The organism is Aquimarina sp. Aq78 (assembly GCF_900299525.1).
In the GTDB taxonomy this organism is placed as follows: Bacteria; Bacteroidota; Bacteroidia; order Flavobacteriales; family Flavobacteriaceae; genus Aquimarina.
On sequence record NZ_OMKA01000031.1, the window covers coordinates 214,666 to 227,231 of the forward strand.

A 12,566-nucleotide genomic window follows, 5' to 3' on the forward strand; every position below is an offset into this window, starting at 1 on the left:
AAAAATGGTTCTAGGAGTAGATATTGGAGGTAGTCATATCACTGTAGCTAGTATAGATAAAAATGTACCGAACCAAGTACAGAATATCTATACAATGAAAATAAGTAATGCTTCCAGTTTGGATCTAATATTAGATAGCTGGATTGGGATTATAGAAATGGCTATTGATAATTTAGGAAATAAAAAACTGAAAGGAATTGGCATAGCTATGCCTGGTCCTTTTGATTATGAGAGAGGAGTTTTTCCCGACAAAGGAGAAAACAAATTTGTGATGCTAAGCAATCTTAATCTTAAAGATTACATTATCAGGAAATTGAACTTGAAACCCTCTGTTTCTGTCCGGTTTTATAATGATGCAGCCTGTTTTGGAATAGGAGAAGCTTGGGTAGGAGAATTGGTTCCTTATAATAAAACGATTGCAATTACATTAGGAACAGGTCTGGGAGCTACTTTTTTACATAAAGGGATTCCTGTATTAGAAGGAAAAGGAGTTCCACCATATGGGGAGTTGTATCATTTGCCATTCGGAAATGACATTGCAGACACTAGTTTTTCTACTGTATGGTTTAAAAAACGATATAAAGAACTTACAAATAAAGAAATAACAGGAGTTAAAGAACTGATTAGATTTGAAAAAGAAAATACTATAACTGCACAAATTTTTAAAGAGTTTTCAGAGAATTTGGCAATTTTTTTAGCTCCTTGGTTACAAAGTTTTGAAGCAGAGGCAATAGTAATTGGAGGTAATATTAGTAACGCCTGGGTATTTTTTATAGAAGGTTTAATCCAAACATTTAAAAAACTCGATATAACCATACCTATTTACAAAAGTACACTTAGGGAGAGTGCAGCTTTGATAGGTGCAGCCAGGTTAATAGATAATGACTTCTTTAATGAGTTATAATGATGATGAAGCGTTGGTGTATAAGCATAAAAGTATAGTTCAGGGATAACAAGAAATTTTAAATTTATTACATAATAGATTTCATTACATAGACTTTAAGTTGTGTTGACATACTATCATTATATTCAATATTGATAAGAGTAAATACAATTGTTTTTATTATAAAATCTAGTATCAATTACAAATTATTATGATTACTAAAGTTGAATTAAAGAGTTTTAAAGACATTAGCTACAAAGAAGCCGGAATTTATGAGAACACTAAGTTTGAAAAAATTCACAATGTTATATTCAAAAACTCGGAGTATGCGTCTATAGTAATTGCGCAAGAAATAGCCACGTTAATAAAAGAAAAACAAGCAAAACAAAACTATTGTGTTTTGGGATTAGCTACTGGCTCATCTCCTATTAAAGTTTACGAAGAATTAGTTCGACTTCATAAAGAGGAAAATCTAAGCTTTGCAAACGTGATAGTATTTAATTTGGATGAATACTATCCTATGGAAAGAACTAATGTGCAAAGCTATCATTACTTCATGTATGAACACCTATTTAATCATATAGATATCTTACCAGAAAATATCCATATACCAGATGGTATGGTTTCACAAAAAGACCTTCATCAATACTGTATGGATTATGAACTAAAAATAAATGCAGTAGGAGGTTTAGATTTTCAGTTATTAGGAATAGGAAGAACGGGGCATATTGGATTTAACGAACCTGGTTCACATCCAAATTCAGGAACACGAATTATCACATTAAATCATGTAACCAGATCTGACGCTGCTGAAGCTTTTTTTGGTATAGCAAATGTGCCGAAAAGGGCCATTACCATGGGAATAGGAACCATAAAGAAAGCTAAACGAATAGTGATTATGGCCTTAGGCCATAAAAAGGCACCCGTTGTAAAAGAAGCAGTAGAAGGAGCGATAAAATCTGATATTCCTGCGTCGTATCTACAAGAACATAAAAATACCACTTTTGTATTAGATCAGGAAGCAGCAGGAGAATTGACTAGAATTAAAACTCCTTGGTTAGTAGAGTCTTGTATATGGGATGAGAAAATCAAGAATAAGTCAATTGCATGGTTAAGTCAGAAAGTACAAAAACCAATACTGAAACTTACAGATAAAGATTATAATGATAACGGAATGTCTGGATTGTTGGCTGAAAAAGGGTTGGCCTATGGTCTTAATATCAGTATGTTCAATAAATTACAGGCCACTATTACTGGATGGCCTGGTGGTAAGCCAAATGCAGATGATACTAACCGACCAGAACGTAACATACCTCATAAAAAAAGAGTTTTAATCCTTAGTCCACATCCTGATGACGATGTCATTTCAATGGGAGGTACTTTTCTTCGCTTGATCGAACAAAAGCATGAGGTACACGTGGCATATCAAACCTCGGGGAATATTGCAGTATCTGACGAAGAAGCTATTAAATATGCAGAGGTTGTTAAAAGTATGTCATTAGAAAATGTAGGAAGTGTAAATATTGATGCTATCATTGCCGAACTTAAAAAGAAAAAAGAAAATACAATTGATGCTATAGCAATTAGAACGCTTAAAGGATTAATAAGAAGAGTAGAATCATTAGGAGCAACTCGTTTCCTGGGATTACCTGATACCCATGTGAGTTTTTTGGATTTACCATTTTATGAGACCGGAACGGTAAAGAAAAAGCCATATGATCAGAAAGATATAGCCATTCTTACAAAGTTAATAAGAGATATAAAACCACATCAAATATATGCTGCAGGAGATTTGGCAGACCCTCATGGGACTCATAAAGTCTGCTTAGATATACTGTTTAAAGTAATAGAAGATATCAAAAAAGAAGAGTGTATGAAAGACTGTTGGGTATGGTTGTATCGTGGGGCATGGCAGGAATGGGATATTCATGATATCGAAATGGCTGTTCCTCTAAGTCCTGATGAAGTACTAAAAAAACGAAAAGCAATATTTTTTCATCAATCTCAAAAAGATAATGTGATGTTTCAAGGAGATGATGCCAGAGAGTTTTGGGTAAGAGCAGAAGAGCGCAATAAAGATACTGCAAAAAAATACCATCAATTAGGATTGACAGATTACGCCGGGATAGAAGCTTTTAAAAGGTATTATTTTTAAATCAACAACACTAAATTATTATAGAGCCTAGCGTTGATAATAATCAAACAAAAATAGATGATGAAAAATTTAAAATTGATTGTTCTATTAACACTAGTTACTTTGAGTCTCAATGCTCAAAAATCTGTAATGTCTTACAACATAAGATATAACAACCCTAACGATAACGAAAATTGGTGGGAGAATAGAAAGCAAGAAGTCGTACAGATGATACAATACTATTCTCCCGATATTTTAGGAATTCAGGAAGGATTAAACGATCAGGTAAAATATGTAGACACTATGTTAACAAATTATAGTTTTGTAGGTGTAGGTAGAGGGGATGGACACCAAGCAGGAGAATATGCTGCTCTGTTTTTTAATATCAATACTATTGAGTTGATAGAAACTAAAACATTTTGGCTTTCAGAAAAAACAGATACAGTATCTATTGGTTGGGATGCCTCAATGGAGCGAATTGTGACCTATGGTCAATTTAGAGATAAATCTACTAGGGATACTATTCATGTCTTCAATTGTCATTATGACCACCTTGGAGAGATAGCAAGGGAGAATTCTTCTAAATTAGTACTTAGACTAATTAAAAAAATGAAAATAGAAAATGAACGTATTGCAGTAATTGGCGATTTAAACTGTTTACCAAATACAAGACCTATTCAAATATTGAAAACCAAATTAGAAGATTCATTTGAGAGTAGTAAAACTAGTCCATACGGGCCAATAGGAACTTTTAATGGTTTCAATTCTGAAAAAAAGATTATCTCGAGAATAGATTACATCCTGATCAAAAATATAGTAGTGAATAGTTATTCTAATATTGATGATAGAAGAAGGAACAACCTATTACTCTCTGATCATTTACCCGTCTTCATTAGAATAGAATAAGATACTTTACTAATTTTGATCATTATCAGTATCGAATTCATGTTCAAATACATATATTTGCGCACTAATTTTGGAAAATACTACTAAAATCGTTATCTTTTATATAACAAAATGAAACAGAATAGTATACATATGGCATTAAAATTGCGGTTTAATCTAGGTGATTATCGATGGATTAATAAGGAATCTCTACAGGAGAGGACGCTATGTAACTATTTTAATCATTTTTTGAAGTGATATAAATTAGAAAACAATATAAAATAGCAAGCGTCCAAGAAATTGGACGCTTTTTTTATTGCAATTTTTTTGATGAAAACTATATCAAAAACATAAAATCTGGTCGAAATGATAAAACCGATGGAAAGCAATAGTATGAAAACAGACTTAAATAGTAATATGTTATAAAACAATCTAAAAGAAAATAAGTAAAATTTTAAACGAATGTATAAAAGCTAATTAGCACATAGAGAATAAGTGGTTGGAAAGCAAGTATCAGGTAGTTAGACGATTGCCCAAATAACCAAAATCTGTTGTAAAACGGACAGGGATTTCTTTGTTTAATTTTAAATATAAACTACTGATAATCAATAATTTAATATTGAAAAATAGTTGCAGGATCCTAAAAATATTCGTATCTTTGTATCTCAATACAAACACTATATTATTTGTTCAGTTTTAGAAAAATAATACTAATTGACTACGCAAAAAGAATACGTATTCATGCTGAACATTTGTATACTAATTAATAACCAAAAAATAAAACAATGAAGTATAATCAAAATTCTAAAAAAGGGCAGGAGGACAGAAACCATCTGTTTACCGATGCATTCGGATGTGTCCTTGGAATGGGCTTATATACTTCGGTTGTTAACCCTCTTCCAAAAGTGATTACCGAATCATTAGGTGGCGAAAGACTGGAAGGAACACTTCAATTTATAAGTAAAAACTTCCGTGAAGTAGTAATCAAAGGCAGTTACACTCCTTGTAAAGAATTCGTTTCGTAAACTTTATAAGAGTACATGATAATTCGTATAAGTGATTGAGTTTGTCTCCCGGGATAAACTAAACAATAGTAAGAAAAACATTGATTTCCATTCGAGCAATGAACACACCATATTGGCAAGTGCAAATATGATCAACCGAGTAGGATAATCAATCTAGTATCTAACGATGTAAAATCTCTTATGAGTTAATTACATACTCTAACTGTTACCGACATTACCAACCAGTATTTTCTATAACAATGTAGGATTTTTTTAGAGCTATATATAGTTTTTGGGATAAAGAACCTGAAAACCAAGTATATCTAAAAAATCAATATCCACAGTATATGTATGCTTAACAAATTGTTGGGTATACAACTGGATTGCATAGAAAATACCGAAAACTGACCCACCGAAAACATCCAGACTACAGTTTGCCGCTACCCAAAAGGGGAAAGTAGGGTATCGCGACTGTATAGGATCACACTTTCCCAAAAACCGATCGATAATTTCCCATAGGCAATAGGTATGTAGCAACATACTGATCTGGGGTTGATACCTATGGGCGTACCCTAAACTTTGGAAAAACAAAAAATTTAACACATGAAAACTTTAAGATACATACTATTAGCTATACTCCTAGGAGTCAACATTGTTTCTTGTACGCCGGATGATAGCGTTAAAGAAAACGAAACCTTACAAACTGAGGTATTAAGTACTAGTGGAGATGATGAGGTATTAGAAGATGATGAGATTTAATCTTAATCATTATAATTTAGTACTTTTGAGGGATGAAACGGTATACGTTTACGTCCCTCTTCTTTTTATGTATAGTAACAGGTATTCTCTTCAATTCTTGTAATTATAATGTTACCAATGATTCGACTTCTTCTCAGATAATCAAACAGATCGATTCTTTACATACCTATTATGATATTGCTTTCAAGAAATCCAATGCTAAAGAGAAAAAATTTGAAGCTATGGATAATTTTTTACAAGGAGCCAGGAAGCTGGAAATTGATTCGTTACAATTTAAAGGCCTCTCTTTGTATACCAAACTGCTTAATAAATATAAAGGCCCTGAAAAAGCGATTGAACAATCTTATGTGTTATTGCAGCTTGCTCAACAGAATATGGATAGTGTTTATATAGGAAAAGCATTGTATAGATTAGGACTTTATAATAAAAAACTTGATAACTATTTGGAGGCTTTTAGGTATTATAATCAATCTTTTAAGGTTCACAGAAACCTTAAGGATAGTATCAATGCAGGGAAATGCTTAAAGGCAATGTCTAGTATTCAGATTGGTTTAGGAGATCATAATGCTGGTAAAACAACCGCTACAGATGGTTTGAAATTCTTAGAGAATTCTTCTGATTATCGAACAATGGCTGGACTACATCAAAATATTTCTATAACATTTAAAGAACTGGGAAATTATAATCAAGCTCTTTTATGGAATAATAAAATCATGGATGTGATTAAAGATTCTATTGCAAAAAAGAAAATAGGAATAGGCAATCTACCTATTTTTAAAAACACTCGAGCAAATATTTTGGCAGAGCAAAAAAAATATCAGAAAAGTATCGGTATTTTACAATCTTTACTAAAAAATGAGGGTGTAATAAAAAAACAAACACGGTATGCGCAAATTCTAAATAATCTGGGCTATATAAAATTTCTTCAAAATCCTAAGAATGTAGAAAGTGAAACTATGCTATTGGAAGCGCATAAAATAAGGTCACAAAAAAACAACGTAGTTGGTTTATTTAATAGTAGCATACATCTTGCTAAATATTATAGAAATAAAGACTTAGGAAAAGCAAAATATCATGCTTATGAGGCCTACCAAAGTATAAAAGATTTTGGCGACTACGAAGGGTTGTTAGAAGTGCTGACTTTGATTACCGAACTGGATCCAGAGTCTTTAGAAAACCATCAACGTTTTAAAGAAGCTAGTCTTAAACTCATGCAACTTCGAAAAAAGACGCGGGAAATCTATGCGCCTACCCGATTCGAGAATGAAAACTTACTAAAGGAGAACGCAGAAAAAAACAGAAAAATATCAGAGGTTCGTAACGAAAATACGATTTACCTGCTTGGGATATTACTATTGGTTACAGGGATTGGATTTATAGTCTATTTTTTTAGACAACAAATGCATTACCTTAATCAACAAAATAAAATAATACAGTTTGAAGCCAGTTACGAAACTGAAACTCGTATTTCTAAACAATTGCATGATGAGTTAGGGAATGATATTTTTCAGATAATGATGCAATATCAAAATGATCCGCATGATTCCCACATTAAAGATAAACTCAATACTACCTATCTCAAAGCACGTGATATCTCGCGTGAAAACAATGAGTTCGAGACTGGGGAGGCCTATCCAGAAGAATTGAATAATATGCTACAAAACTATACCCAAAATGGGATTCAGTTAATTGCCATAGGGTTTGATAGGATCGATTGGGATGAGATGGATAAAACCATAAAAATAACGGTATACAGAGTACTACAGGAATTGATGACCAATATGCAGAAACATAGTCAAGCCAGCCTGGTTAAATTAAGGTTTTCTAACCCTAATGATACACTCACGATTAACTATTCTGATAATGGTGTAGGGGTAACAGAAGAGCATATGCAATCCAAAAATGGACTTCGAAATACAGAAAACCGTATTCGGGCTATACGAGGAACACTTATCTTTGACTCAGAAAAAGGCAAAGGCTTTAAAGCCGAAATACAAATCCCTAATTCCTAATCAATTTAGTAGGCACTTACTCTTTATTTCTACAAAGTATCGTTATTTTTATAACCTGAATTCGACGTAAGAAAATTTACGTCAGTCAGAGTGATTTTCGACAGAAAATTGTATCGAAGACAAGTAAATTTTCATGGAAAGCCTAATTTCGATACAATTTTTCTCCATTTCATTATGAAAAACCACTCAATTTGACGGCTTTTTTAAACTAAAATCTTACATCGAACTCAGGTTTATAGATAAAATACGATTCATGCTTCGAAGTTTTTTCAATATCATTTGTATATCACTTTTTCTTTGTTTGGTTTCTTGTGATGATCAAAATCAAACGGATAAGGATATAAAGATTATATCTGATCAAATTGATTCTTATATTGAAAAAGCTAATGATAAGAATAGAACATATCTGCAAAGAAAAAATAGTTTAGAAAAGGCGTATGGTATTTGCGCTACACTTGATAACGATTCTTTTAAAATAAGTAGACTTCAAAACATTTCTTATGAGTATTATGATTTAAAAGATTTAAGGAGTTATAAATTAATGAATGAAGAGGCCTTAAGTTTGGCCCATACAATTGAAGATTCCTTAAATATGGCAAAATCATATTTTTGTTTAGGGATTTATTATAGAAACTCTAAACCTGATGTTGCTTTTAAAAATTTTCACGAAGCTGAAAAAATATATGCTTTAATGTTAAAAAATGGAAAGAATTTGAATACTATTTCGTTCGATTATGGTAAAGTACTAATTGACTTAGCTCATATTTTAAGAAAGGCAAAAGATTATACTAAAAGTGAATCTTTAACTATTAAAGCAATAAAAAGTTTTGAAGAAGCCGAGAATGATCGGTACATTCCTTTGTGTTATACTAATTTAGGAATTATAGCAAAGCACCAAGAACAATATAATGATGCTATTGATTACTATCTAAAAGCTATTGAATATGCTAAAGGAACTGATAAAGAGGTATCACAGATTTTAACATCTTTTAATAATATTGGGACAACATATAAATCTGAAAAAAAATATGAAAAAGCAAAGGAATATTATCATAAAGGATTGTCATATACAAAGTTTCTAAGTGAAAATCCTAAACGACATTCTAGGTTGTTAGATAATTTAGCTTATGTTAATTTTTTATCCAAGGATACCACGGATGTTCCTGATCTTTTTTATAAAACATTAAAAATAAGAGATAGTATAGATGATCAATCTGGTATTGCAACCAATACCTTACATCTGGCAGAATACTATCAATTTATACAAAAAGATAGTATCGCTAAGTTATATGCAGAACGATCGCGTGATGCATCATTAGAATTACAAAATAATGAAGAATTATTACAGAGTTATAAATTATTGTCAGAAATATCGGGCGGTAATCAGGGTTTAGAATATGCAAATAAATATATACAACTCAATGATAGTTTAGTAAAAGAAGAAAGAATGTACAGAGATAAGTTTGCTAGAATTCGATTCGAAACAGACCAAAAAGAACAGCAAATCATTGAAGTTGAAAATAAAAATACAATCTATCTTCTGGGGATTTTATTACTACTTACAGGAATCAGTTTTGCTTTATACTTTTTTAAACAACGGACTAGATATCTAGCACATCAAAATAAAATAGTACAGTTTGAAGCCAGTTACGAAACAGAAACTCGTATTTCTAAACAATTGCATGATGAGCTGGGGAATGATATTTTTCAGGTAATGATGCAATATCAAAATGATCCCCATGACTCCCAAATTAAAGATAAACTCAATACCACTTATCTCAAAGCACGCGATATCTCACGTGAAAACAATGAATTCGAAACTGGGGAGACCTATCCAGAAGAATTGAATAATATGCTAAAAAACTATACCCAAAACGGGATTCAGTTAATTGCCATAGGGTTTGATAGGATCGATTGGGATGAGATGGATAAAACCATAAAAATAACGGTATACAGAGTACTACAGGAATTGATGACCAATATGCAGAAACATAGTCAAGCCAGCCTGGTTAAATTGAGGTTTTCTAACCCTAATGATACACTCACAATTAGCTATTCTGATAATGGTGTGGGGGTCACAGAAGAACATGTACAATCCAAAAATGGACTTCGAAATACAGAAAACCGTATTCGAGCTATACGAGGAACACTTATCTTTGACTCAGAAAAAGGCAAAGGCTTTAAAGCCGAAATACAAATCCCTAATTAAAAAGTTAGCAAGATGTTTATGAAAGTATTGGTGGCAGAAGACTATGAAATTGCGAATCAAGGCATTATAAAAGTACTAAATGATAAAATTGGAATCCACAATATTGAGGAAGCTAAATATTGTGATGATGCCTATCTCAAATTTAGAAAAGCACATAATGACCAGGAAGTATTTGAATTATTGATCACAGACCTTTCGTTTAGAGAAGATCATAAGATCCAAACCAGAACCTCAGGTATCGAACTCATAAAAGATATCAGAAGCATACAACCAGATATCAAAGTGATTGTATATTCTCAGGAAAACAGACCAGACAAAATCAATATGCTATTCGAAAAACTTAACATCAATGGATATGTCTGTAAAGGTCAGCATGCGATAAAAGAATTAGTAGCGTGCGTGGATGGTGTGTATCAAGGTAATACGGTATGGCCACCAGAATTAGCTAATAATTCTGCTGCTAATACGATGATTCATTTAGATGATTTGGATATGATACTGTTAGAAGAATTATCAAAAGGATTTACTAAAAAAGAAATCAGAACCAAGCTTAAAAAACAAAACATATCTCCAAACGGTGAAAGTGCTATCGACAAAAGAGTAAGCAAACTTTTTGATGACTTTAAAGCCAAAAACACCACTCATCTGGTAGCTATTGTAAAGGATTTAGGAATATTATAGAGACCTTAAACATTATCTGATTTCTAACAGATAAAGAAAAAAATACGATACATCTTCAAAAGCAGTCTAATATATTTTTTTGCAAAAAAAACAGATCACATTACAGAAATCTGTATTGACATATGACGTAGTCAATTTATGTTTGTATCATAAAAGCAAGTGAGCGATACATGATAATGAGCTTATACCATTTGTTGTTTTAATTTACTGAAAAAGAACATTTTATCCCGGTAAATTTAAAAGATAAACGGTATTACCTAAATCCTAAAAGATACAAACTCACTATAATGATGGATAACGATCAAATAATCATAGCTGGAATCATTAATGGGGATGAGAAAATACTAACATGTTTTTATAAAGAAAATATACGATACATTCAGGGATATATTCTTCGCAATAATGGAAATCCTGAAGATGTAGAAGATGTTTTTCAGGATGCATTAGTTGTGCTATATCAGAAGTTACGATCAGGTCTTTTAGAACTAAGAGTACCGATAAAAACCTATTTCTATGGGATTTGCAAAAACCTGTGGAGAAATCGATTAAAGAAAAAGAAAAAACTAATTCTCGATGATGGGTGGTATCGTTTTGAAGAAGAGACAAGTGAACCCTTAATAACAGATATTGAAAATCAAGAACGCGAACATCTCTATAGAAAACACTTTCAAAAATTAAGTACAGAGAATAAGAAACTATTATCTCTCTTTTTTGAAGGACGATCAATGAAAGAAATTTCGAAAATCATAGGGCATTCTGAAGGATATACCAGAAAAAAGAAATTCGAAGCCAAAAAGAAATTATTAAAAATGATCGAAAAAGATCCAATGTATAATGAACTAAAAGCTGTATGTTAATTTAGATCAGAGATACTGCCAGAACCAATACCTTCACAAAAAATAGTTAAACTACTTTTATTTAATAGTAATACTTTCATATCTTTGTTTTTCTAAATGGAAGGTTTACCTATACATATAACAATTAATCCGGAGTTATACACTAAAAACCCTGAATCCTCTGATCTGGGGAAGAAAATTGTGCATACTAGTATCGAGATGATAAATGATTTAGGCTTTGAGTCTTTCACATTTAGAAAGCTGGGAGTTGCTATAGGGTCTAATGAAAGTTCGATTTATCGTTATTTTGAAAGTAAACATGCATTGTTGGTATACTTGATCAATTGGTATTGGAGTTGGATTGAGTACAAATTGGTTTTTGCAACGACAAACATTACCTCTGCAAAAGATAGATTGAACACCGCTATAACCTTGCTTACAGAGGAAGTAAAAGAAGACAACTCTTTTACTTTTATTAATGAAGTGCTACTTAATAAAATTATCATTTCAGAATCTGCTAAAGCTTATTATACCAAAGATATAGACGAAGAAAATAAAAAAGGATTCTATAAAACTTATAAAAGAGTTGTACAAAGAGTGAGCGATATGGTTTTGGAGATAAATCCAAAATTTGAGTTTCCACATATGCTCATTTCAACAGTGATTGAGGGAGCACATCATCAACGCTATTTTTCTCAACATCTTCCTTCCTTAACCGATGTTGAAGAAGGAAAAAATAATGTAGTGAGATTTTATACTGATTTAGTACAAAAAACTGTGGTGTGATGAGGTTATTCTGTAATAACATATTTAGTTTTATAAAGTATAGCTCATTTATCGTTGTGTTTGTGAGTATGCTGTTACAGCCAATAGTAAGAACTATTGAACTTTTTGCTAATGATGATATCGAATTAGTTGAGATAGATTGGGAAGAAGATTCTGAGGAAGATTCTGATGAAGAAGAAAAACAAGAAGATGATTGTAAGGATGGAAAAAATGAATTTAAAATTTTAAATTCTCAAGATCGTCATTTTATCTATGCTTCAGAATGTTTTTGTTATCAGGTACTACAACCTCATTATGATTTTGCTCTCGAAATTCCCATCCCACCTCCCGAACAGGTGTAATTAAATTAGGATTCTACTTAACCTGAATTCTTACCG

11 protein-coding genes are annotated in these 12,566 nt (G+C 31.9%); all 11 read left to right on the top strand.

Going from position 1 to position 12,566, the window contains the following annotated elements; genetic code table 11:
* Nucleotides 1-4: 4 nt before the first annotated feature.
* The 11 genes from DG435_RS24050 (at nucleotide 5) to DG435_RS24095 (ending at nucleotide 12,530) form a co-directional block, all read left to right on the top strand.
* Nucleotides 5-904, top strand: a complete 900-nt coding sequence (locus tag DG435_RS24050; RefSeq protein WP_106790803.1) for an ROK family protein — start codon at nucleotides 5-7, stop codon at nucleotides 902-904.
* Nucleotides 905-1,094: 190 nt separating this feature from the next.
* Nucleotides 1,095-3,038 carry a glucosamine-6-phosphate deaminase gene (gene nagB / locus DG435_RS24055; protein WP_106790804.1) on the top strand — a complete coding sequence of 648 codons (1,944 nt, stop codon included), beginning with the start codon at nucleotides 1,095-1,097 and terminating at the stop codon, nucleotides 3,036-3,038.
* A 57-nt stretch (nucleotides 3,039-3,095) separates the two neighbouring features.
* On the top strand, nucleotides 3,096-3,923 hold the full coding sequence (locus DG435_RS24060; protein WP_106790805.1) for an endonuclease/exonuclease/phosphatase family protein: 828 nt from the start codon (nucleotides 3,096-3,098) through the stop codon (nucleotides 3,921-3,923).
* A 764-nt stretch (nucleotides 3,924-4,687) separates the two neighbouring features.
* A complete protein-coding gene (locus tag DG435_RS24065; protein WP_106790806.1) occupies nucleotides 4,688-4,927 on the top strand; it encodes a hypothetical protein in 240 nt (79 codons plus the stop codon).
* Nucleotides 4,928-5,509: 582 nt separating this feature from the next.
* Nucleotides 5,510-5,665 carry a hypothetical protein gene (locus DG435_RS25760; protein ID WP_159025421.1) on the top strand — a complete coding sequence of 52 codons (156 nt, stop codon included), beginning with the start codon at nucleotides 5,510-5,512 and terminating at the stop codon, nucleotides 5,663-5,665.
* 32 nt (nucleotides 5,666-5,697) lie between these two features.
* Nucleotides 5,698-7,677 carry a sensor histidine kinase gene (locus DG435_RS24070; RefSeq protein WP_106790808.1) on the top strand — a complete coding sequence of 660 codons (1,980 nt, stop codon included), beginning with the start codon at nucleotides 5,698-5,700 and terminating at the stop codon, nucleotides 7,675-7,677.
* A gap of 253 nt (nucleotides 7,678-7,930) precedes the next feature.
* On the top strand, nucleotides 7,931-9,886 hold the full coding sequence (locus tag DG435_RS24075; protein WP_106790809.1) for a tetratricopeptide repeat-containing sensor histidine kinase: 1,956 nt from the start codon (nucleotides 7,931-7,933) through the stop codon (nucleotides 9,884-9,886).
* Between the two features lie 12 nt (nucleotides 9,887-9,898).
* The gene (locus DG435_RS24080; protein ID WP_106790810.1) at nucleotides 9,899-10,567 is read left to right on the top strand and encodes a response regulator transcription factor; all 669 of its coding nucleotides are present in this window, start codon (nucleotides 9,899-9,901) and stop codon (nucleotides 10,565-10,567) included.
* A 287-nt stretch (nucleotides 10,568-10,854) separates the two neighbouring features.
* On the top strand, nucleotides 10,855-11,424 hold the full coding sequence (locus DG435_RS24085; protein WP_106790811.1) for an RNA polymerase sigma factor: 570 nt from the start codon (nucleotides 10,855-10,857) through the stop codon (nucleotides 11,422-11,424).
* A gap of 96 nt (nucleotides 11,425-11,520) precedes the next feature.
* Complete coding sequence (locus DG435_RS24090; protein WP_106790812.1) at nucleotides 11,521-12,189, top strand: TetR/AcrR family transcriptional regulator; 669 nt, start codon at nucleotides 11,521-11,523, stop codon at nucleotides 12,187-12,189.
* Entirely contained in the window at nucleotides 12,189-12,530 is a 342-nt protein-coding gene (locus DG435_RS24095) for a hypothetical protein (protein ID WP_159025422.1), read from the top strand. The genes DG435_RS24090 and DG435_RS24095 overlap by 1 nt, the downstream gene beginning before the upstream one ends.
* The last annotated feature ends 36 nt before the right edge of the window (nucleotides 12,531-12,566 follow it).

Coding starts and splice junctions, on each gene's coding strand:
- DG435_RS24050 (WP_106790803.1), top strand. CDS start 5: ATGGTTCTAGGAGTAGATATTGGAGGTAGTCATATCACTGTAGCTAGT.
- nagB (WP_106790804.1), top strand. CDS start 1,095: ATGATTACTAAAGTTGAATTAAAGAGTTTTAAAGACATTAGCTACAAA.
- DG435_RS24060 (WP_106790805.1), top strand. CDS start 3,096: ATGATGAAAAATTTAAAATTGATTGTTCTATTAACACTAGTTACTTTG.
- DG435_RS24065 (WP_106790806.1), top strand. CDS start 4,688: ATGAAGTATAATCAAAATTCTAAAAAAGGGCAGGAGGACAGAAACCAT.
- DG435_RS25760 (WP_159025421.1), top strand. CDS start 5,510: ATGAAAACTTTAAGATACATACTATTAGCTATACTCCTAGGAGTCAAC.
- DG435_RS24070 (WP_106790808.1), top strand. CDS start 5,698: ATGAAACGGTATACGTTTACGTCCCTCTTCTTTTTATGTATAGTAACA.
- DG435_RS24075 (WP_106790809.1), top strand. CDS start 7,931: ATGCTTCGAAGTTTTTTCAATATCATTTGTATATCACTTTTTCTTTGT.
- DG435_RS24080 (WP_106790810.1), top strand. CDS start 9,899: ATGTTTATGAAAGTATTGGTGGCAGAAGACTATGAAATTGCGAATCAA.
- DG435_RS24085 (WP_106790811.1), top strand. CDS start 10,855: ATGATGGATAACGATCAAATAATCATAGCTGGAATCATTAATGGGGAT.
- DG435_RS24090 (WP_106790812.1), top strand. CDS start 11,521: ATGGAAGGTTTACCTATACATATAACAATTAATCCGGAGTTATACACT.
- DG435_RS24095 (WP_159025422.1), top strand. CDS start 12,189: ATGAGGTTATTCTGTAATAACATATTTAGTTTTATAAAGTATAGCTCA.